The 21,668-nt window shown below is 62.1% G+C and carries 17 protein-coding genes and 2 tRNA genes; 9 read left to right on the top strand and 10 right to left on the bottom strand.

Going from position 1 to position 21,668, the window contains the following annotated elements; translation table 11 throughout:
* Nucleotides 1-47 precede the first annotated feature (47 nt).
* The 4 genes from msrB to QCE79_RS06465 all read left to right on the top strand — a co-directional run bounded on the left by msrB (nt 48) and on the right by QCE79_RS06465 (nt 2,382).
* The gene (msrB, locus tag QCE79_RS06480) at nt 48-479 is read left to right on the top strand and encodes a peptide-methionine (R)-S-oxide reductase MsrB (protein WP_244827911.1); all 432 of its coding nucleotides are present in this window, start codon (nt 48-50) and stop codon (nt 477-479) included.
* A 134-nt stretch (nt 480-613) separates the two neighbouring features.
* The gene (locus QCE79_RS06475) at nt 614-1,150 is read left to right on the top strand and encodes a septation protein A (protein ID WP_244827912.1); all 537 of its coding nucleotides are present in this window, start codon (nt 614-616) and stop codon (nt 1,148-1,150) included.
* On the top strand, nt 1,147-1,461 hold the full coding sequence (locus tag QCE79_RS06470; RefSeq protein ID WP_244827913.1) for a BolA family transcriptional regulator: 315 nt from the start codon (nt 1,147-1,149) through the stop codon (nt 1,459-1,461). The genes QCE79_RS06475 and QCE79_RS06470 overlap by 4 nt, the downstream gene beginning before the upstream one ends.
* A 138-nt stretch (nt 1,462-1,599) precedes the next feature.
* On the top strand, nt 1,600-2,382 hold the full coding sequence (locus QCE79_RS06465; RefSeq protein WP_309842780.1) for a peptidylprolyl isomerase: 783 nt from the start codon (nt 1,600-1,602) through the stop codon (nt 2,380-2,382).
* 141 nt (nt 2,383-2,523) lie between these two features.
* Here the strand turns inward: QCE79_RS06465 and purL are convergent, their stop codons facing one another.
* Both purL and QCE79_RS06455 read right to left on the bottom strand, forming a co-directional pair.
* Nucleotides 2,524-6,561, bottom strand: coding sequence for a phosphoribosylformylglycinamidine synthase (gene purL, locus QCE79_RS06460; protein WP_309842778.1), 4,038 nt, complete (start codon nt 6,559-6,561; stop codon nt 2,524-2,526).
* Nucleotides 6,562-6,848: 287 nt separating this feature from the next.
* Entirely contained in the window at nt 6,849-6,989 is a 141-nt protein-coding gene (locus tag QCE79_RS06455; protein ID WP_244827916.1) for a hypothetical protein, read from the bottom strand.
* Between QCE79_RS06455 and QCE79_RS06450 the strand changes: the two genes are divergently transcribed.
* The 3 genes from QCE79_RS06450 (at nt 6,988) to pgi (ending at nt 11,856) form a co-directional block, all read left to right on the top strand.
* The gene (locus tag QCE79_RS06450; RefSeq protein WP_309842775.1) at nt 6,988-8,277 is read left to right on the top strand and encodes an FAD-dependent oxidoreductase; all 1,290 of its coding nucleotides are present in this window, start codon (nt 6,988-6,990) and stop codon (nt 8,275-8,277) included. The genes QCE79_RS06455 and QCE79_RS06450 overlap by 2 nt on opposite strands.
* 193 nt (nt 8,278-8,470) lie before the next feature.
* Nucleotides 8,471-10,039 (top strand): NAD(P)H-hydrate dehydratase, encoded by a 1,569-nt coding sequence (locus QCE79_RS06445; protein ID WP_309842772.1) that lies wholly within the window; start codon nt 8,471-8,473, stop codon nt 10,037-10,039.
* Nucleotides 10,040-10,233: 194 nt separating this feature from the next.
* Nucleotides 10,234-11,856: a glucose-6-phosphate isomerase gene (gene pgi, locus QCE79_RS06440; protein WP_244827919.1), complete on the top strand. Its 1,623-nt coding sequence runs from the start codon at nt 10,234-10,236 to the stop codon at nt 11,854-11,856.
* A gap of 56 nt (nt 11,857-11,912) precedes the next feature.
* Here the strand turns inward: pgi and QCE79_RS06435 are convergent, their stop codons facing one another.
* Nucleotides 11,913-12,614 carry an ABC transporter ATP-binding protein gene (locus tag QCE79_RS06435; RefSeq protein WP_244827920.1) on the bottom strand — a complete coding sequence of 234 codons (702 nt, stop codon included), beginning with the start codon at nt 12,612-12,614 and terminating at the stop codon, nt 11,913-11,915.
* Between QCE79_RS06435 and QCE79_RS06430 the strand changes: the two genes are divergently transcribed.
* Together QCE79_RS06430 and QCE79_RS06425 are read left to right on the top strand one after the other, a co-directional pair.
* The gene (locus tag QCE79_RS06430; RefSeq protein WP_370652113.1) at nt 12,613-13,272 is read left to right on the top strand and encodes an arylesterase; all 660 of its coding nucleotides are present in this window, start codon (nt 12,613-12,615) and stop codon (nt 13,270-13,272) included. The genes QCE79_RS06435 and QCE79_RS06430 overlap by 2 nt on opposite strands.
* A 126-nt stretch (nt 13,273-13,398) precedes the next feature.
* Nucleotides 13,399-13,740, top strand: a complete 342-nt coding sequence (locus QCE79_RS06425) for a hypothetical protein (RefSeq protein WP_244827921.1) — start codon at nt 13,399-13,401, stop codon at nt 13,738-13,740.
* A 94-nt stretch (nt 13,741-13,834) separates the two neighbouring features.
* Here QCE79_RS06425 and QCE79_RS06420 read toward each other — a convergent pair whose 3' ends face one another.
* The 7 genes from QCE79_RS06420 to clpP all read right to left on the bottom strand — a co-directional run bounded on the left by QCE79_RS06420 (nt 13,835) and on the right by clpP (nt 21,596).
* Nucleotides 13,835-15,760, bottom strand: a complete 1,926-nt coding sequence (locus QCE79_RS06420) for a SurA N-terminal domain-containing protein (RefSeq protein ID WP_309842768.1) — start codon at nt 15,758-15,760, stop codon at nt 13,835-13,837.
* Between the two features lie 314 nt (nt 15,761-16,074).
* Nucleotides 16,075-16,151 (bottom strand) — tRNA-Asp (locus tag QCE79_RS06415).
* Nucleotides 16,152-16,190: 39 nt separating this feature from the next.
* A tRNA-Val gene (locus QCE79_RS06410) sits at nt 16,191-16,266 on the bottom strand.
* Nucleotides 16,267-16,350: 84 nt separating this feature from the next.
* On the bottom strand, nt 16,351-16,629 hold the full coding sequence (locus tag QCE79_RS06405) for an HU family DNA-binding protein (RefSeq protein ID WP_309845217.1): 279 nt from the start codon (nt 16,627-16,629) through the stop codon (nt 16,351-16,353).
* 254 nt (nt 16,630-16,883) lie between these two features.
* Nucleotides 16,884-19,304: an endopeptidase La gene (gene lon, locus QCE79_RS06400; protein WP_309842765.1), complete on the bottom strand. Its 2,421-nt coding sequence runs from the start codon at nt 19,302-19,304 to the stop codon at nt 16,884-16,886.
* A 186-nt stretch (nt 19,305-19,490) separates the two neighbouring features.
* Nucleotides 19,491-20,762, bottom strand: coding sequence for an ATP-dependent Clp protease ATP-binding subunit ClpX (gene clpX, locus QCE79_RS06395; RefSeq protein ID WP_244827925.1), 1,272 nt, complete (start codon nt 20,760-20,762; stop codon nt 19,491-19,493).
* Nucleotides 20,763-20,942: 180 nt separating this feature from the next.
* Entirely contained in the window at nt 20,943-21,596 is a 654-nt protein-coding gene (clpP, locus tag QCE79_RS06390; protein ID WP_244827926.1) for an ATP-dependent Clp endopeptidase proteolytic subunit ClpP, read from the bottom strand.
* Nucleotides 21,597-21,668 lie beyond the last annotated feature (72 nt).

Here is a 21,668-nt window from a genome sequence, read left to right as displayed (position 1 = left end):
GCTGGCCTGATCCGTTTTTCCGACTTTCGGCCGATAAAAGGAATGATATGAGCAGAGACGACACCACCGACAACACTGGCGCCACGGCGTATCCGCTGCAAAAGGACGATGCGGCGTATCGCAGCGAACTCAACGACATGCAGTATCAGGTCACGCGCCACGCGGCGACCGAGCGCCCGTTCTCCGGCGAATACTGGGACCACTTCGAGCGCGGCGTGTATGACTGCGTGTGTTGCGGCACGCCGCTTTTCGAATCCGCGACCAAGTTCGACGCGGGCTGCGGCTGGCCCAGCTACTTCAAGCCGATCAACGGCGAAGTGATCGAAGAGAAGACCGACCGCTCGCACGGCATGCTGCGCATCGAAGTGCAGTGCAAGAACTGCGGCGCGCACCTCGGCCACGTCTTCGAAGACGGCCCGGCGCCCACCGGTTTGCGGTATTGCATCAACTCGGCTGCGCTACAATTCGAATCCAAGTAAGCGCGGGCGGGTTGTGGCGGGCTAATCAATAAGCCCGTGCATAATTTTCTGCCGCATGGAACGCCCGCTTCTCGAGAGCGGGCGTTCGTTTCGCGCGCCGCAGCCTGCTCGCTGCCCACCTCATCGCCACGCCAATGAAATTTCTGTTCGATCTGTTTCCGATCATCCTGTTTTTTGTCGCATTCAAGATCTGGGGCATCTATACGGCAACTGCCGTGGCCATCGCGGCGACGCTCGTGCAGATCGCGTGGGTGGCGTTCCGCCATCGCAAGGTCGATCCAATGCTGTGGGTGAGTCTCGGCGTGGTCGTGGTGTTCGGCGGCGCGACGCTCGTGCTGCACAACGATACCTTCATCAAATGGAAGCCCACCGCGCTTTACTGGCTCTTCGCCGTGGCGCTGATCGTCGCGCAACTCGGCTTCAAAAAGAACCTCATCGAAGCGATGATGGGCAAGCAGATCGTCCTGCCGCATCGCGTGTGGGGACAATTGAACGTGGCGTGGGCGGTGTTTTTCGCGCTGCTCGGTATCGTCAATCTCGTGGTGGCGTTTCACTTCACCACGGACCAATGGGTCAACTTCAAACTCTTCGGCGCGACGGGGTGTCTCGTGGCGTTTATCGTCGCGCAAAGCTTCTGGCTCGCCAAATACATGAAGGAGGATGGTCAATGAACGCTTCCTTCGATTTTCCGAACGCGAGCGCGGCCGACAAGATCGCGCATCTCGAAGCGCGCCTCGAAGCGGCGCTCGAACCGCAAACCGTGCATATCGAAGACGACAGCGCGGCGCATGCCGGGCATGCCGGCGCGGCTTCGGGCAGTCATTACACGGTCACGGTCATCGCCGAATGCTTCGCGGGCCGCGCGCGAGTGGCGCGGCATCGACTGGTGTATGATGCGCTGGCCGCGGAAATGCAGCATGGCGTGCACGCGCTGGCCATCCGGGCTTATACGCCGCAAGAGTTCGCAGAACAATTCGAATAGACTCCGCGCGGGCTTTGGCGCCTGATTGCCGCGCTTTTGCCTCGCCTCTCCCGCGTGTCGATTCACTCAGCTTCTTCCAGATCAACCTCTCAATCAAGCGCCTTTCGAGGTCGCTCGTTGCTCAGTTAGGAACCTCCGATGACTTTGAAAAAAACCCGCGTCTGGGTCTTGCTGGCTGCGTTCGCCGCGGCTCCCGCGTTTGCGCAGAACATCGCCGTCGTCAATGGCACGCCGATTCCCACGTCGCGCGCCGATGCGCTCGTGAAGCAACTCGTCCAGCAGGGTCAGCAGGATTCGCCGCAGTTGCAACAGGCGGTGCGCGAGGAACTCATCAACCGCGAAATCCTGATGCAGGAAGCATCGCGCGAAGGCCTGCCCATGCGTCCCGACGTGAAGGCGCAGATCGCGGTCGCGCAACAGACGGTCGTGCTGCGCGCGATGATCGAAGACTTCGTCAAGAAGAACACGCCGACCGACGCCGAGATCCAGGCGCGCTACGAGCAACTCGTGAAGCAGACGGGCGGCGGCAAGGAACTGCATCTGCATCACATCCTGGTAGAAAGCGAAGCGCAGGCGAAGGACTTGATCGCGAAGATCAAGGGCGGCGCGAGCTTCGAGGATTTGGCGAAGCAATACTCGAAGGACCCGGGATCGGGCAAGAACGGCGGCGATCTAGACTGGTCCGCGCCGCAAGCCTACGTGCCGGAATTCGGCGCCGCCGCCGAGAAGCTCAAGAAGGGTGAAGTAACGCCGGAGCCGGTGAAGACGCAATTCGGCTGGCACATCATCCGTCTGGACGATACCCGCGACGTCGCCCCGCCGCCGCTGGAACAAGTGAAAGCGCAGATCGCGCAGCAGATTCAGCAAGAGAAGCTGCAGGCGTTCGAGGAAGGGTTGCGGAAGAAGGCAGTGGTGAAATAAGCGCGCTGATCGCCTTTCGTCGCTATCGGACAAAGCCGCCTTCGGGCGGCTTTGTCGTTTTCGGTGCGTGTCTGCAATCGGCAAAAAAACACCCCGAAAAACCACTTCGGGGTGCTCTCATCCCACCGATACAACCGAACCTCACCCCATGAACCGCCGCGCGTTCTGAAACACGCGCAGCCACGGACTGCCGTCAGTGGTCCAGTCATCCGGTGTCCAGCTCATTTGCACATTGCGATGCACGCGCTCCATATGCGGCATCAAAACGGTGAAGCGGCCGTCGGGCGTCGTGACCGACGTGATGCCTTGCGGCGAGCCGTTCGGGTTGAACGGATACTGCTCCGTCGCGCGGCCGTGATGATCGACGAAACGCATGGCGACGAGTGCCTTCGCGGCATCGCCCTGTTGCGAGAAATCGGCGAAACCTTCACCATGCGCGACCGCCACCGGAATGCGCGAGCCTTCCATGCCGCTAAAGAAGATCGACGGCGAACTCTCCACTTCCACGAGCGAGAAGCGCGCTTCGAACTGCTCGGACTTGTTGCGCGTGAACTTGGGCCACGCCTCGGCGCCGGGGATGATTGACGCCAGGTTCGACATCATCTGGCAGCCGTTGCAGATGCCGAGCGCGAAGGTATCGGCGCGGCTAAAGAAGGCGGCGAACATATCGGAAAGACGCGGGTTGAAGCGAATGGTCTTGGCCCAGCCTTCGCCCGCACCCAGCACGTCGCCATACGAGAAGCCGCCGCACGCCACCGCGCCCGCGAAGTCGGCGAGTGTCGCGCGGCCTTCGAGCAGATCGCTCATATGTACGTCATGCGCATCGAAGCCCGCGCGGTCGAATGCATACGCGGTTTCGAGATGCGAGTTCACGCCCTGCTCGCGCAGGATCGCCACGCGCGGACGCGTGTTCGTCGCGATGAACGGCGCGGCGACGTCTTCCGCCGGATCGAAGGTCAACACGGGCGACAAGCCGGGATCGGCGGCATCGAGCAATGCGTCGTATTCGGCGTCGGCACAAGCGGGGTTGTCGCGCAGACGCGCGATGCGCCAGCTCACCTCGCTCCATGCGCGCTGCAACTCGGTACGCGGCGCATCGAAAATCTTCTTCGCGTCGCGATAGATCTCGACCGTGTCGCGCTCGTTCGGCTTGCCGATGACATGCGCGCACGCCGACAAACCATGCCCGCGCAACGCGCCGAGCACGGCATCGCGATCCGCCGCGCGCACTTGCACCACCGCGCCGAGTTCTTCCGTGAACAGCGCGCGGATCGTGCGGTCGTCGCGCCGGCCGCTCGTCTGCTTGGTCCAGTCTTTCGCGTCGCCGTAATCGGATTCGTGGTCGGCATCGAGTGTCAGCATGTCGACGTTGAGCGACACGCCCACGTGCCCCGCGAACGCCATCTCGCAGACCGTCGCCCACAGGCCGCCGTCCGAGCGGTCGTGATAGGCAAGCAGCTTGCCGTCGGCGTTGAGCGCCTGAATGGACGCGAAGAAGCGCTTGAGGTCTTCGGGATCGTCGACGTCGGGCACGGCATCGCCCACTTGCTGCGTCACTTGCGCGAGGATGCTGCCGCCCATGCGATTGCGCCCGCGCCCCAGATCGATGGCGATCAGCACCGTATCGGCATCCGCGACGAGTTGCGGCGTGAGTTGACGGCGCACGTCCTCGACCGGCGCGAACGCCGAGATGATGAGCGACACCGGCGACACCACTTCCCGTGAGCCGCCGCGTGCGTCCTGCCACTTGGTGCGCATCGACAGCGAATCCTTGCCGACCGGAATGCTGATGCCGAGCGCCGGGCACAGTTCCATGCCGATGGCCTTCACCGTGTCGTAGAGCGCCGCGTCTTCGCCCGCGCTGCCGCACGCGGCCATCCAGTTGGCGGAGAGCTTGAGCTTGCTCAACGATTCGATCGGCGCGGCAGCGATATTCGTCACTGCTTCGCCCACTGCCATGCGGCCGGATGCGGGTGCGTCGATGATGGCGAGCGGCGTGCGCTCGGCCATCGTCATGGCTTCGCCGCGATAGCCCGCGTAGTCCATGGTCGTGATGGCGCAATCGGCCACCGGCACTTGCCACGGGCCCACGAACTGGTCGCGCGCCGTCGTGCCGCCCACCGAACGGTCGCCGATGGTGATGAGAAACGACTTGCTCGCGACGGTCGGGTGCTTGAGCACATCGACGGCGACTTCCGAAAGCTGCAGGCCGGTGACATCGACCGGCGTGAAGCTCGGATGTTCGCGCGCAACGTCGCGATGCATTTTCGGCGGCTTGCCGAGCAGCACATCCATCGGCATGTCGACGGGTTCCTGACCTTCGTTTTCATCGTCGATGAGTTCGAGGTCGCGCTCGTCCGTCGCCACGCCAACCACTGCCACCGGGCAGCGTTCACGCTCGCAGATTGCCTCGAAGGCCGGCAGATCGGCGGGCGCGATGGCCAGCACATAGCGCTCTTGCGCTTCGTTCGACCAAATTTCGCGCGGCGACAGTCCGCTTTCCTCGAGTTGTACCTTGCGCAGTTCGAAGCGCGCACCCTTGCCCGCGCCATCGACGAGTTCGGGGAACGCATTCGAAATGCCGCCCGCGCCGACGTCGTGAATCGACAGAATGGGGTTGTGCTCGCCCAGTTGCCAGCACGAGTTGATGACTTCCTGCGCGCGGCGTTGAATTTCAGGATTGCCGCGCTGCACGGAATCGAAGTCCAGCTCGGCGGTGTTCGCGCCCGTGGCCATCGAACTCGCCGCGCCGCCGCCCATGCCGATGCGCATGCCCGGTCCGCCGATCTGGATCAGCAGCGTGCCCGCCGGCAGATCGTTCTTGTGCGTGTGCTGGTCCGAGATATTGCCGATGCCGCCCGCGATCATGATCGGCTTGTGATAGCCGCGCACGCGGCCCGCGACGTTCTGCTCGAAGGTGCGGAAATAGCCGCCCAGGTTCGGACGGCCGAATTCGTTGTTGAATGCCGCCGCGCCGATGGGGCCGTCGATCATGATCTGCAACGGCGACGCAATGCGATCCGGCCGGCCATACGCCTCATGCGTTTCCGACGGATTGCGCGAGACGAGCGGCGTGGCGGCATCGCGGGCGTTTTCCCACTTTTGACGCGCATCGGGCAAATCGAGGTTCGATACCGTGAAGCCCGCGAGACCGGCTTTCGGACGCGCGCCGCGACCGGTCGCGCCTTCGTCGCGGATTTCGCCGCCCGAGCCCGTTGCCGCGCCCGCGAACGGCGAGATCGCGGTCGGGTGATTATGCGTTTCGACCTTCATCAGCGTGTGCGTCAACTCGACCTTGCGCTGATACTGCTCGCTCTCGCCGCGCGGAAACCAGCGCTCCGCGACGCCGCCCGCCATGATCGCCGAGTTGTCCGAGTACGCGACGATCGTGCCTTCGTGATTCAGCTTCTCGGTGTTGCGGATCATGGCGAAGAGCGACAGATCCTGCTTCTCGCCGTCGATAGTCCATTCGCCGTTGAAAATCTTGTGGCGGCAATGTTCGCTGTTGGCCTGCGCGAACATCATCAGTTCGACGTCGGTCGGATTGCGGTTGAGGTTTTTGAAGGCATCGACGAGATAGACGATCTCGTCTTCCGCGAGCGCGAGGCCCAGTTCCGCGTTGGCCGCTTCGAGCGCCGAACGCCCGGCGCCGATGATATCGACCGTCTGCAAAGGCTTGGCGGGCAGTTCGTCGAAGAGATGCAGCGCCTGATCGCGCGAGGCCGCGACGCTTTCGGTCATGCGGTCGTGCAACGCGTCGGCAACGGCGGCGCGCGCTTCGTCCGACAGGGTTTTCCTGCCGCCGAGCAGACCGCTCTTCAGGACGACCGTGTATTCGACGCCGCGCTCGATACGCCGCACTTGCGTGAGGCCGCAATGATGTGCGATGTCGGTTGCCTTGCTCGCCCAAGGCGACACCGTGCCGAAACGCGGCACGACCAGAAACGTTTCGGCGTGGCCGCGTTCCTTGCCTTCTTCGAGCGGCGCACCGTAGTGCATCAGCGCGTGGATGCGGTTGCTGTCCTCATCGGAAAGCGGTTCGGCCGAATTCACGAAGTGCAGAAACTGGCCGCGCACGCCGACGATGTTCGCGTCGATGCGCGCGAGCGTCTCGAGGAGGCGGGTCTGACGGAAATCGGAGAGGGCCGAAGCGCCGGGGAAACACGAGAAGTGGGCCATTGTGACGGTGCGTCGATGACGTCTGTGTGCCGCTAGGTGCCGCGCTCGAAACGCCGGAAACGGCCACGAGCGTGGATGAGCGACGTGAGGCGAAAGGAAGACCGCGATTATACCCCGGATGCGTCTCAAATTCGGCCGGCCCGACCGGCGCCATTGCCCGTCGCGCGTGCGCATCCCGCCGCGGACGTGACGCATGGCTTATCCTGAAATCGATCCTGCAGTGTACGCAGTGCAGAAACGTTCGCGACGGACATGCTGCGATCTGGCACCTGTGGTCCCGGCGCGGCTCATTTGGCGCTATCATGGCGCGCTTTCTTCGGGTGTGGCGAGTCTGCCGCGCCCGCCGTCTCATCGTCGACATGCGCGGCGCGCCCGAGCTTGCGGCGCGGTGTGCGGCGCAAGTTCGCGCCTTCGGGCAAAAAAGTCATGGATGTCATCGTTATCGGCGGAGGAATCGCCGGCATCGCCACCGCTTACCAGTTGCATGCGGCCGGGCATCGCGTCTGCGTGGTCGAGCGCTACGCGACCGTCGCCCAAGGCGCCACTTATGGCCAGGGCGGCGCGCTTCTGCCCTCTCCGCTCGATGTCTGGTTCGGACCGACCTTCATGTCGTCGAACCGCGCGAAGCAAAACGGCATGGTCGTGAAGACCGGCTTTCATAGCGCCGTGCGCGATTTTCTGAAACAACTCGCCATGCTGCGCGGGCCGGACGCGTTCGCGGCGCAATATGCGTTGCTGGAACCGCTCGTCGCGTTGTCGCGCCGTACCGTCGCGGAAATCGAGAGCGCACTGCAACTCGAATTCGAACAGCGGCGCGGCATGCTGCACGTGTTTCGTCACGCGCGCGAGCTGGAGGAAGCGCAACCGGCCATCGATCTGTTGCGGCAGTTCAAGGTGCCGCATCGCGTGCTGACGCCTGAGGAATGCGTCGCGGCGGAGCATTCGGTGCCCGAATATCCCGAATTCGCAGGCGGCGTTTTGCTGCCCGAGGAGCGCACGGCCAATTGCCCGCTCTTCACCAAGCAACTGAAGCAGGTGCTCGAAGACGGCGGCGTGCAGTTCCGCATGAATCGCACGGTAACGGCGCTGCGTCTGGACGATAAGCGCGCGGCCGTCGAACTCGCCGATCCGGACGCGAGCCGCAACAAGCGCAACGAAAATGTCGAGTTGATCACGGCGGACGCCGTCGTGGTCGCGGCGGGAGCCGAGACGCCCGCGCTCGTCAGGAAGTCCACGCCGTGGCTGTATCCGCTGCGCATGCATACGCTCACCGCGCCGATTGCCTACGAAGAGCGCGCGCCGCATCTGACGGTCGTCGATTCGATGAAGCGCATCACGATGACACGTGTGAACCAGCGTCTGCGCGTGGCGGGCGCGGGCGTATTCCAGAGCGCATCCAAGGCCGACAAGCCGCTCGATGCGAGCCTCGCCCGTCGTGCCCTCGACGTGCTCGGTCAGGGCACGCACGACTGGATTCCGGGCGCGGGACGCGTCTCGGCCGCGCGTCCGTGGGAAGGCCTGCGCCTCTTCTCCGCCGATGGCCTGCCGGCAGTCGGCGCGACACGGCATCCGCGTGTGTTCGTGAACGCGGCGCATGGTCCGGCGGGCTGGGGGCTCGCGTGCGGGTCGGCGAAGGTGGTGGCGGACCTCCTGTCCGATGTGACGTCCGAGGTTCCGGAACAGACGCTTGCGGCGTTGAGTATCGAGCGGTTTTGAAGAGCGCGTGTCCGTGCTCTCGCGTGCTGCGGTGCTCGTGGCCGCGTCGGCCTGGCATTCGGTTTGTGCGAGCCGCGCGCGTCTTTGAGCGACTCACGAAACTTGCGATCCTGGTCGAGCCGAATCGCCACCCGCTTCAGGCACGAACGGTGCGAATCGGCGCAATGTTCGCTGCACGCCTATCATCGTCGACATGACCGATCCCCGACCGCCCTACTTCACGCCCCGCGACGATGCCCTTGCGCTCCTGACGCTCACGGAGCTGCGTTCGCTCGAAGCGCGCGCCGCTGCCGCGCTGCCGCCTCACACGCTGATGGCCCGCGCAGGCGCCGCCGCCGCACAGCTTCTGCTCGATACGAGCGACTTTCATACGAAGAAGCCCGTCTGGATCGTCGCCGGCCCCGGCAACAACGGCGGCGATGCGCTCGTGATGGCTGAGCGGCTTCACCGCGCGGGAGTGACGGTGCGCGTTTGCATGCCGGTCGAGGTCAAGCCCGACGACGCCCGCTGGGCGCTCGAAGCAGCGCGTGCCGCAGGCGTGACGATCGACACCGAAGTCCCCGCATCGTTCGATGAATTCGGCTGGCTGGTCGACGGCATGTTCGGCATCGGCCTGACACGGGTGCTGGACGGCGTGTTCGCCGGCATCGCGACACGTCTGTCGCAAAGCGCGCGCGATGCCGACAGCCGCGACCACGGCCGCGTGCTCGCGCTCGACGTCCCGAGCGGTCTCGACAGCGACACCGGCGCACCCGTCGCGGGCGGCGCAAGCGTGCGCGCGAACGAGACGATCACGTTCATCGGCGCGAAGCCAGGCCATTTCACGGCGGAAGGCCGCGATCTGTGCGGCACGCTGCACGTCGCCACGCTCGACATCGAGCCGCCCGCCGCGCCTTCCATCGTGCTCAACGTGCCGGCCCTTTTCGCGGCCCACATGCCGCCGCGCGACAACGCGACCAACAAGGGCACGTTCGGCACGCTTGCCGTGATCGGCGGCGATACCGGCATGTGCGGCGCGCCCATCCTCGCCGCGCGCATGGCGCTCTACGGCGGCGCGGGCAAGGTCAACGTGGCGTTTCTAGGCGAAGGTGCGCCGTCCTACGATCCGCCGCATCCCGAACTGATGCTGCATCACGTCGACGACTTCGCGCTCGAAAAGATGGAAGCGCTTTCGATCGGCTGCGGCATGGGCAAGAGCGACCGCGCGAGAAAAGTGCTCGCCGATGTCCTGAAGCTCGACGCCGCAAAGCTGCTCGACGCCGATGCGCTCAATCTCGTCTCGAAGGACGACGCCCTCGCCGCAGAAGTCGCGGGACGCGGCACCAAGGGCAATCCGTGCGTGCTCACGCCGCATCCGCTAGAAGCCGCGCGGCTCTTGCAAACCGATGCAAAGGCGGTTCAGGCGGACCGCATCGCGGCCGCGCGTCAGTTGGCAGCGCGTTATTCGGCGGTCATCGTGCTGAAAGGCTCGGGCACGGTCATCGCGTCGCCGGATGGCCGCGTCGCCATCAATCCGACCGGAAACGCAGGACTCGCCACCGGCGGCACCGGCGACGTGCTCGGCGGATTGATCGGAGCATTGCTCGCCCAAAAGTTGCCTGCGTATGAGGCGGCGCTGGCAGGCGTGTACTTTCACGGGCAGGCCGCCGAGCATCTGGCGAGCGAAGGCACCGGGCCTGCGGGACTGACGGCGGGCGAACTTGCGCCTGCCGTGCGCAGTCTCATCAATCGGCGCTTCTATAAACGACAGCAGCGCGCCTGATTCGCGCGAGGCTTGCACGGCGCCGCGATGACGCCTTGCAAGCATTCGTTCATGCATCGTCGCTATACTGCCTCTTGCTTCTTACATTCGAGCATCCGCGGCACCGCTGGTCGCGTTCACGAACTGACTGACGCCACCCGCCAAGCCGCCTTTGCACGAACGTTTCCTTTGTCACTCAGGACTATCGAACCGTTATGACGCTCAAATCGCTACCCGCCTGGTCGGCGCTCCAATCGCACTACGATGCCATCTCCGGCGAGCGCCTGCGCGACTGGTTCGCGCCGCAAAACGACACCGCGCCCACGCGCGCCGAGCGCTTCACGTTCGACGGCGGCGGTATCAGCATCGACTTCTCCAAGAACCGCATCACCGACGCCACGCTCAAGCTGCTCATTCAACTCGCCGAAGAGGCGAAGGTGACCGAGCGCCGCGACGCCATGTTCGCGGGCGATATCGTCAATATCACGGAACATCGCGCGGTGCTGCATACGGCGCTGCGCGCGCAAACCGACGACGCGCCCTTCGCCGAACAGGTCCGCGCCGAGCGCGCGAAAATGGCCGCGTTCGCCGACAAGGTCCGCGACGGCTCGTGGACCGGCTATACCGGCAAGCGTATCCGCCATGTGGTGAACATCGGTATCGGCGGCTCGGACCTCGGGCCGAAGATGGTCGTGCACGCGCTGCATCATCTGGCATCGAAAGAACTCGACACGCATTTCGTCTCCAATGTCGATGGCGCCGATCTCTGGAACGTGCTCCAGCAAGTCGATGCCGAAGAGACGCTCGCGATCATCGTCTCCAAGACCTTCACGACGCTCGAAACCATGACCAACGCGCACTCCATGCGCGATTGGTTCTTGAAGCAGGGCTGCCCGGAAAGCGAGCTTTCGAAGCACTTCGTCGGCGTCTCGGCGAACCCGGCAGAAGTGGTCAAGTTCGGCATCGCGAAAGAAAACGTCTTCGAGATGTGGGACTGGGTCGGCGGGCGCTATTCGCTGTGGTCGGCGGTGGGCCTGTCCATCGTGATTTCGGTCGGACCGAAGAATTTCGACGCGCTGCTGGAAGGCGCGTACGCGATGGATCAACACTTCCGCGAAGCGCCGCTCGACAAGAATCTGCCCGTGCTGATGGGCATGATCGGCATCTGGTATCGCAACTTTTTCGGCTCGCAGAGCGATCTGATCGCGCCTTATTCGCAGGCGCTGCACTATCTGCCTTCGTATCTTCAGCAACTGGAGATGGAAAGCAACGGCAAGTCGGCGACGCTAGCAGGCGGCATGGTCGATTACCCGACCGCTGCCGTGATCTGGGGCGAGCCCGGCACGAACGGCCAGCACGCGTTTTTCCAGATGCTGCATCAAGGGCCGACCATCATCCCGATCGATTTCATCGCCGTGCTCACGCCTGAGCATCCGCTCGTCGATCACCATGCGAAGCTGCTCGCCAACTGCTTCGCGCAAAGCGAAGCGCTGATGCTTGGCCGCACGCTCGAAGAGGCGAAGAAGGTCGCGGGTCCGGGCAAGGAAGAACTTGCCACGCATTTGAGCTTCCCGGGGAATCGGCCGACCACGACCATCATTCTCGATGCGCTCACGCCCGAGGCGCTCGGCGCGCTTATCGCGCTGTACGAACACAAGGTGCTCGTGCAGGGCGCGGTGTGGGACGTGAACTCGTTCGATCAGTGGGGCGTGGAACTCGGCAAGATTCTCGGCAAGGTGGTCGAGGCGGATATCACCGCCGCGAGCGCCGATCCGAAGAAACACGATGCCTCGACGTCCGCGTTGATCGAGCGCGCGCGCAAGGCCTTGAAGTATTGACGGCTGGTTGCGTCGTTAAAGCCCGCATCGGCCCGCATCGGTCGATGCGGGCTTTTTTACACGCTCAGGCCATTGACGAGCCGCCCTGCTTCGATCGTCACGGTGGCATCGCAACGTTCGGCGAGTTCGACGTCGTGCGTGACGAGCACGAGCGTCGCGCCGTTGCGTTCGTTCATCGCGAACATGAGATCGATGATGGCATAGCCCGTGGCGGCGTCGAGGCTGCCGGTGGGTTCATCGGCGAACAGCACCGCGGGATGCGTGACAAAGGCGCGCGCCAACGCCACGCGTTGCTGTTCGCCGCCGGACAACAGCTTGGGATAATGCGCCGTGCGTTGCGCGAGACCGACCTGATCGAGCAGCGAGCGCGCGCGCGCGGCAATCTGATCGTGCGGCAACTCCGCGCGCAGTTCGAGCGGCAGCATGACGTTCTCGAGCGCGGTGAGATGCGGCATCAACTGGAACGACTGGAACACGAAACCGACCGCGCCGCTTCTGAGCGCGGCGCGCTGGTCTTCATCGAGCGTGGAAAGCTCCTTGCCCAATAAACGAACCGAGCCCGCACTCGCGCTGTCCAAACCCGCGAGCAGGCCGAGCAGTGTCGACTTGCCCGAGCCCGATGCCCCGACGATCGCCACGCTGCTGCCCTTCGCGATGGACAGATCGATCTGATCGAGTATCGTGAGCTCGCCCGTTGCGTCCTTCACCCGCTTGCTTAAACCCCGAACTTCGATGACCGGCTCGATATTGTTTTGCATGGACACCCTGAAAAAGAACTGGAGCGCGCGTGCTTGCGTCGCCTTGACAATGCTTGCGGCAAGTTCCGCGCTGCATGCACAAGACGCAGCGACGAACAAGCCTGCAATCGTCGTGCTTGGCGACAGCCTTTCCGCCGAATACGGCTTGCCTCGCGATACCGGCTGGGTCAATCTGCTGCGCCAAAGGCTTGCGAAAGAGCGTCTCGATTATAGCGTCGCCAATTCGAGCATCAGCGGCGACACCACGAGCGGCGGACGCGCGCGATTGACCGCCGTGCTCACGCGTATCAAGCCGGCGGTGGTAGTCGTGGAACTCGGCGCGAACGATGCCTTGCGCGGCGTGCCGCTTGCCACCACCGAGACGAATCTGCGTGGAATAGTCGAGGCATCGCAGGCGGCGCATGCGAAGGTTTTACTCATCGGCATGTACGTTCCGCCCAATTACGGCCCCGACTATTCGCAAAAGTTCCACGCCATCTATGAACGCATCGCCAAGGACAAGAATGTGGCGCTCGTCCCTTTCCTGCTTGCCGGGATCGAAAACAAGCCGACGATGTTCCAGTCGGACCAGATTCATCCGACGGTGCAGGCCCAGCCATTGCTATTAGAGAACGTCTGGCCAAGCTTGAAACCCTTGCTGGGCGCAAGTGCGTCGTAACAACGAAGACGCCAGCCGCGACAGCTTTTCCAACAAACGCGGAACACGGCCAAGATTCAGTTATCTGAGACTTTCGCGTAACTCTTATAACCCCGCTCGCAAGAGAGCGCTCTACAAGGAGGTCACGTGAAATACTTCCCTCTGGTTGCATTGACCATCGCGATTTCGGCATGTGCCGCTCAACCGCCCGCAGGCGTGCAGCAAGTCGGCATGAGCGACAAGCCGGTCAAGGCGGTCGCCGAATGCGTCTCGCATGCATGGGCTGACAAGACGCAACAGCAAGTCGTGTCGCAAGATACGCTGGCCAACGATCAGGCCGTCGATGTCTATGTGCCGGGTCAGCAGCCGCCGAATGGCGCGGCCGCCGTGGTGCGTCCGAAGTGGTCCGGTCCGGGCTCGTGGGTGGGTTTCCGCGCATCGGGTGCCGCTGGCAGCCAGGCGACGGGCGACATTCAGGCTTGCCTGTAAGGACACTGTTGCTGGTTACATCGGGCAGCATTGAAAAAGCCCCGCGTCCTTTCGGACGCGGGGCTTTTTTGTGCGACTGACGTTTTACTGCTTCTTATTGATTGGCCGCAGGCACCGGCGCCTGACTTAGCTTGACCTTCGAGCGCGCCTTCAACGAGTCGATATACGCTTCCATCTCGGCTTGAGCATAGACCTGCGCGATCTGCTGCTGCGCGCCGGCGAGACGATCCGCGGCCACCGCGTTGGCTTTCTCGATACCGTTGACGCGATAGATCGCATAGCCGTCCGTGCCGAGGTCGACGCCGACGTACGCGGGCAACTTCGAGGCATCCGCCTTGAAGATCGCGCTCAACGCGGCAGGCGGCAAGCCCTGCGCGTCGTTGCGCGAGACGATGATCGGTGACGTGAAGCCATCGGTCGACTTCGATTTCTGCAGATCGGCAAGCTTCGTCTGGCCTTCCTTGAGCGCCATCGCAGCTGCGTCTTGCGCGACGACCTTCGTGCGTACCGCGTCCTTCACGGCGTCGAACGCGGGAACGGTCGAAGCCTTGTAGTCGGTCACGCGCGCGGCGATCAGCGTGTTGTTGCCTGCATCGACGGCTTGGGTGTTGTTGTGATCTTTCACCGAGTCCGGTGAGAACACGGCCGCCAGAAACTTCGCATTGTTGAGCGGATTGTCCTGCGGCAATTGCGTGTTGGGCTTCGGACCGACCGTAGCGGTCTGAACCGTGAGCTTGTATTTGTCGGCCGCGGGCTGCAGCGACTTCGCCTGTTCGTAGACGGTGTCGGTGAAGCCTTGCGCTGCTTCTGCAAAGCCCTTGCTGCCCTGTTGCGCGGCGTAGTCCTTCGCGAGCGCTTCCTTCACTTCGTCGAACGACTGCGTAACCGACGGCTTGACGTCCGTTGCCTGAATGATGTGGTAACCGAAGTCCGACTCGACGATATCGCTCACTTCGCCCTTTTTCAGGTTGAACGCGGCGTCGTCGAAAGCCTTGCCGCCCGCGATCTGACCGCGCGCGAAGTAACCGAGGTCACCGCCCTTCGCCGCCGAGCCCGGATCTTCCGAATTCTTCTCCGCTACTTGCGCGAACTGATCGGGATGCGCCTTTACTTGCGCGAGCAGTTGTTCGGCCTTCTGCTTCGCCTTCGCCTTGTCGGCCGCGCTGGCGTCTTTCGGCGCGTTCACGAGGATGTGACTCGCGCGCACCTGACCTTCCGTGCGGTAGCGCTGGATGTTGTCGTCGTAGAACTTCTTGAGATCGGCGTCGCTCGGCTTCGATGCCGCCGCGAGCGTGAACGGCGACAGCACGAGGTACTGAATGGTCGCGGTCTCGGGCGTCGCGAAGTCATTGCGATGCGCGTCGTAGTACGAATGCAGTTGCGCGTCGGTGGGTTGAACCTTCGCGGCGTAATCCGCCGCGCGCAGCGACATGCCCTGCACCGCGCGACGCTGCTCGGACAACTCGGTCAGGCTCTGCGCGAGCGACTTCGAGGTGAACGAAGACTCCTGAATGCTTGCCGGGATCTGCTGATTTGCGATTGTGTAGCGCATGCGCTCGTCGTACTGCGCGGGCGTCATGCCCTGCATGGCGAGCATTTCCTTGTAACGCTCGATGTCGACGGAGCCATCGGGCTTGCGCAGCGACGCGACGATCGGATCGGACAGCAGCGCGCGACGCACGGCGTCGTCGGATGCGGTCAGATGCAGGCGTTGCGTCTCGTCCGACAGCGCGCGCTGTTGCACGAGACTGTCGACCATGGCGGCGCGCGCTTCGGGCGTGTCGAACATGCGGGCGTCGAACTGAGCGCCCAGCATGGAGCGCGCGCGATCCACCTGCTGGCGGAAGGCGTTATCGAATTCGGGGCGCGTGATCTTGTGACCGTTCACGCTGGCGACGTAAGCGCTTTCGTCGAAAAAGTTGCTGAAGCCCTGAATCCCGACAATGCCGAGACCCGGCACGATGATCAGGATCAGCAGGGCCATCATCAGGCGCTGGTGATTGCGGAAGAAGTCGAGCATGCGTAGCGCTGCGTGGTTAGAACAAAACGCTCGATATTACAACAGCGCGAGGGGAAAAGGCGACAAGTCGGGGTGTAAGGCTTCCGGTGGGAGCCGCGTTTGGTGGTCCATCTATGTTCCAGGAAGCGGAAAATCCTTCGTACTCAAAGGCTTAACCGTTCATGCGGAAGATTCGGCGGCATTATCGCAATGCCTGCAAATTTGGCGATGCACGAGACGCGTCGACGCTGTAAATTGCTTCGGAATCTTAATCAAGAAGCGGAAAAGAGAAAGTCCCGCAAGCTTGTGACTTGCGGGACTCTTTCAGTCGATCCTGGCGGAGCGGACGGGACTCGAACCCGCGACCCCCGGCGTGACAGGCCGGTATTCTAACCAACTGAACTACCGCTCCTTGGTTGATGCTCAACCCAAACTGCTGTGAACCGGAAACTGGTGGGTGCTGAGAGGCTCGAACTCCCGACCTACGCCTTGTAAGGGCGCCGCTCTACCAACTGAGCTAAGCACCCGTTCCGCGATTCAAGCGTTGCTGCTTTTTGCTACTCCGCGCTGACCAGAAGCTCATGTAAGAGTTGCCGTATCCAGCGAGTCCGCTAGTTTAGCGCATCCTTCAGCGCTTTGCCAGGCCGAAATTTCGGCACCTTGGCCGCCTTGATCTTGATGGCCGCGCCCGTGCGCGGATTGCGTCCCGTACGCGCCACGCGCTTGCCCACGGCAAAGGTTCCGAACCCCACGAGCGTCACCGTTCCGCCCTTCTTCAAGGTCGCGCTCACGCCGCCGATCACGGCTTCGAGTGCACGCCCCGCTGCCGCCTTTGAAAGATCGGCTTGCTCCGCGATATGGTCGATCAGGTCAGTCTTGTTCATTGTGATCCCCGAATCTGTAATGGCACGATGTGGTCGATGTCGTTTCGCATCGAAACGAGCAGCATCGATTTTTCGATTCGATGCGCGGCCATTAAACGCAGCCGAAACGGGAGTGTCAACGAGGGTTGCGCCTGATTTCATCTGCTTTGGAAGGACTACTCGAATTCGTCGACGCAAACAAAAAGACCCCGCAAGCGTGAACCTGCGGGGTCTTTTTTTACGACTTGGGCCGTAAGTGCGGCAGCGTCAATGAAGCGTGCTCAGTGCTTCACGAACTCGCCGACAGCCGGACCATCTTTCTTCGCTTCAGCGGTCACTGGCGGCTTGGCTTCTTCTTCCGGCAACGGTGCCGGCGCGCGTTCGAGCGCCAGTTCCAACACGCGATCGATCCAGCGAACCGGAATGATCTCGATGGCGTTCTTCACGTTGTCCGGAATGTCGGCCAGATCCTTGGTGTTTTCTTCAGGGATCAGCACGAGCTTGATGCCGCCGCGATGCGCCGCCAGCAGCTTCTCCTTCAACCCGCCGATAGGCAGCACTTCGCCGCGCAGCGTGATTTCGCCCGTCATCGCTACATCCGCACGAACCGGGATACCGGTCAGCACAGAAACCAGCGCCGTCGTCATGGCGATACCGGCGGACGGACCGTCCTTCGGCGTCGCACCTTCGGGCACGTGAATGTGGATGTCCTTCTTCTCGAAGGCCTCGTCCGACACACCGAGACGACGCGAACGCGAACGCACGACCGAGCGCGCCGCTTCGACGGATTCCTTCATCACGTCGCCGAGCGAACCGGTGCGGATCACGCCACCCTTGCCGGGCATGACCGCCGCTTCGATCGTCAGCAAATCGCCGCCGACTTCCGTCCACGCAAGACCCGTCACCTGACCGATCTGGTTTTCCTTCGCGGCCAGACCGAAGTCGTACTTGCGCACGCCGAGGAAGGTGTCGATGTTCGTGCCATCGACCTTCACCGCGCCTTCGGCCTTCTTCAGCAACAGCATCTTCACGACCTTGCGGCAGATCTTCGACACTTCACGTTCGAGCGAACGCACGCCCGCTTCACGCGTGTAGTAGCGAATGATGTCGCGGATGGCTTGTTCCGCCACTTCGATCTCGCCGTCCTTCAGACCGTTGTTGCGCTTTTGCTTCGGCAACAGATAACGCTGCGCAATGCTGACCTTCTCGTCTTCCGTGTAACCCGAAAGGCGGATGACTTCCATCCGGTCGAGCAGCGGCGGCGGAATGTTCAGCGAGTTCGACGTCGCGACGAACATCACGTCCGACAGGTCGAAGTCCACTTCGATGTAATGGTCCGCGAACGTATGGTTCTGTTCCGGGTCCAGCACTTCGAGCAACGCCGATGCAGGATCGCCGCGGAAATCCATCCCCATCTTGTCGACTTCGTCGAGCAGGAAGAGCGGATTGCGCACGCCGACCTTGGTCAGGCTTTGCAGAATCTTGCCGGGCATGGAACCGATATACGTGCGACGGTGCCCGCGAATCTCGGACTCGTCATGCACGCCGCCAAGCGCCATGCGCACGAATTTGCGATTGGTCGCGCGAGCGATGGACTGCCCAAGCGACGTCTTGCCGACGCCCGGAGGCCCGACGAGGCACAGAATCGGCGCCTTCACTTTCTCCACGCGCTGTTGAACCGCGAGATATTCGAGAATGCGTTCCTTGACCTTTTCCAGACCGAAGTGGTCTTCGTCGAGCACGCGCTCGGCATTGGTCAGGTCGTTGTTGACCTTGCTCTTCTTGCGCCACGGCAAACCAATAAGCGTGTCGATGTAATTGCGCACGACAGTGGCTTCCGCCGACATCGGCGACATGAGCTTGAGCTTCTTGAGCTCGGCGTCCGCCTTCTTCTTGGCTTCCTTCGGCATGCGCGCGGCCGTGATGCGCTTCTCGAGTTCTTCGAGATCCGCACCCTCTTCGCCTTCGCCCAATTCCTTCTGGATAGCCTTGACCTGTTCGTTCAGGTAATACTCGCGCTGGCTCTTCTCCATCTGGCGCTTCACGCGGCCACGGATACGCTTCTCGACCTGGAGGATGTCGATTTCAGCTTCGAGTTGCGCGAGCAAATGCTCGAGGCGTTCGATCACAGGGAACATCTCGAGGATGTGCTGCTTTTGATCGAGCTTGAGCGGCAAATGCGCGGCGATGGTGTCCGCGAGACGACCCGCTTCGTCGATGCCCGACAGCGACGTCAGGATCTCGGGCGGAATCTTCTTGTTGAGCTTCACGTACTGATCGAACTGCGACACGATCGCGCGACGCAGCGCTTCAGTCTCGGCGCTGTCGGCGTGGTCGGGTTCGAGCGGCATCACATCGCAGGAAAATTGCGTTTCCTGTTCTTCGATGGACAGCGTCTTTGCGCGCTGCAAGCCTTCGACGAGCACCTTCACGGTACCGTCTGGCAGCTTGAGCATTTGCAGGATGTTGGCGACACACCCTACTTCGTACATGTCCTTTTCGGTCGGCTCGTCCTTCGCCGCCGTTTTCTGGGCGACGAGCATGATGTGCTTGCCACCTTCCATCGCGGCTTCGAGCGCCTTGATCGACTTGGGCCGCCCGACGAAGAGCGGAATCACCATATGCGGGAAAACGACTACGTCGCGCAGCGGGAGCAGCGGCAACGTGATGCGTTCCTGCGGGAGGAGTTGGGTTCCTGACATTTCATTTCCCCATTAATGGAATCGGTTCGTTCGTAAGTAAGGCCGTTAAGAGCTATTGCAAGCCTTTATCGGAAGGGAAAAGTCGTTAGTCGACGACCTGGTCAGTAACGTCCACAATAAACCGAAAAAATAAACAAAGGCCGTTCACGTTGCCATGAACGGCCTTTCGCCGGGACACAGCCTGCTTCAGTTCGACCCTGCTACTTTCGGTGCGTCTTCGTAGATGAGCAACGGCTTGCCGTCGCCGTCGATCGTGTTGTCGTCGACGATCACCTTCGAAACGCCCTTCATGGTCGGCAGCTCGTACATGACATCGAGCAACGCTTGTTCCAAGATCGAACGCAACCCGCGCGCACCCGTCTTGCGACGAATGGCTTTTTGCGCGATGGCCTGCAGTGCCGCCGGACGAATCTCCAGTTCCACACGTTCCATGGCAAAGAGCTTGTGATATTGCTTCACCAGCGCATTTTTCGGCTCGATCAGAATCTTCACGAGCGCGGCTTCGTCAAGCTTGCCGAGCGTGGCCACAACCGGCAGACGGCCGATCAGTTCGGGAATAAGACCGAACTTGATCAGATCTTCCGGTTCCACATCCCGCAGTACTTCGCCGGCATCGCGATCCTGCTTGCTTTTCACGCTCGCGCCAAAGCCAATACCGGTTTTTTCCGTACGATCGGTAATGACTTTCTCGAGCCCGTCGAACGCGCCGCCGCAAACGAACAGGATGTTGGTCGTGTCGACCTGAATGAAGTCCTGGTTCGGATGCTTGCGCCCGCCTTGCGGCGGCACCGAAGCCATCGTGCCTTCGACAAGTTTCAGCAGCGCCTGCTGGACGCCCTCGCCCGACACGTCGCGCGTGATGGACGGGTTATCCGACTTGCGGCTGATCTTGTCGATTTCGTCGATATAAACAATTCCGCGCTGCGCCTTGTCGACTTCGTAATTGCAGTTCTGCAGCAGCTTCTGGATGATGTTTTCGACGTCTTCACCGACATAACCGGCTTCGGTCAGCGTGGTGGCGTCGGCAATGACGAACGGCACGTTCAGCATGCGTGCAAGCGTCTGCGCGAGCAGCGTCTTGCCGGAGCCGGTCGGCCCGATCAGCAAGATGTTGCTCTTCGACAGCTCGATCTCGTCTTTCTTGTCGAGGTGCTTGAGACGCTTGTAGTGGTTGTACACGGCCACGGCGAGAATTTTCTTCGCGCGTTCCTGGCCGATGACGTACTGATTGAGGATGTCGCTGATTTCCTGCGGGCTCGGCAGGTCGGACTTGGTCAGCCCGGCCTCTTCTGCCGCGCCGGCCGCTTCGTCGCGAATGATCTCGTTGCACAAGTCGATGCATTCATCGCAGATGAACACGGACGGCCCAGCGATGAGCTTCTTCACCTCATGCTGGCTCTTGCCGCAAAACGAGCAATACAGCAGCTTTTCGCTGCTGGAACCTTTTTTGTCCGCCATAAATGTGTGAGCCTCCGGACACTCTTGTTACATGATACGCCCTTCGATCCGGCCACGCAGTTTCGCCTGTGTGGCCCGTCCGAAGCGCGTTTTGGCGCGTTTCGCGTGACGCCGCATGCGCCACTCGCAACAGCCGGCTTCGTGTTTCGTGGAAGCCGGCGCGGCGTCGTTCCGGACGCCTTAAGGACGCTTATGCAAAACCTGGTCAACGATGCCGTACGCTTGCGCGTCATCGCCCGACATGAAGTTGTCGCGGTCGGTGTCGCGTGCAATGCGCTCGACCGGCTGACCCGTGTGATGCGACAGCAATTGGTTCAGACGCTCCTTCAAGTACAGGATTTCCCGCGCTTGAATTTCGATGTCCGACGCCTGACCACGCGCGCCACCCAGCGGCTGGTGAATCATCACGCGCGCATTCGGCAACGCGACGCGTTTGCCCTTTGCGCCCGACGCCAGCAGGAACGCGCCCATGCTTGCGGCGAGCCCCATGCAAAGCGTGGTGACGTCGGGTTTGACGAATTGCATCGTATCGTAGATTGCCATGCCGGCCGAAACCGAACCGCCCGGGCTATTGATGTAGAGGCTGATGTCCTTGTCCGGATTTTCGCTCTCGAGAAACAGCAACTGCGCGACGACAAGATTCGCCGACTGATCATTGACTTCGCCCACGAGAAACACCACGCGCTCTTTCAGGAGGCGCGAATAGATGTCATAGGCACGCTCACCGCGGCCGCTGGTTTCCACGACCATCGGAACGAGGCCGAGCGCCTGGGCTTCGAAGTCCCGCGATGCGTGGGACGCCAGTGTGTCGAGCAATTCAGCGCGAAAGGTCATGCAATTTCCTTGTTCGGAATAGGGATACTGATCGACGAAGGAGCATCCGGTAGAACGGCATGCGTACGCACA

The sequence above is a fragment of the Caballeronia sp. LZ003 genome, assembly GCF_031451465.1.
Classification (GTDB): Bacteria; Pseudomonadota; Gammaproteobacteria; order Burkholderiales; family Burkholderiaceae; genus Caballeronia.
Note: the sequence above shows the minus strand (reverse complement) of the source record. Positions and strands in the feature narration are given on the sequence as shown.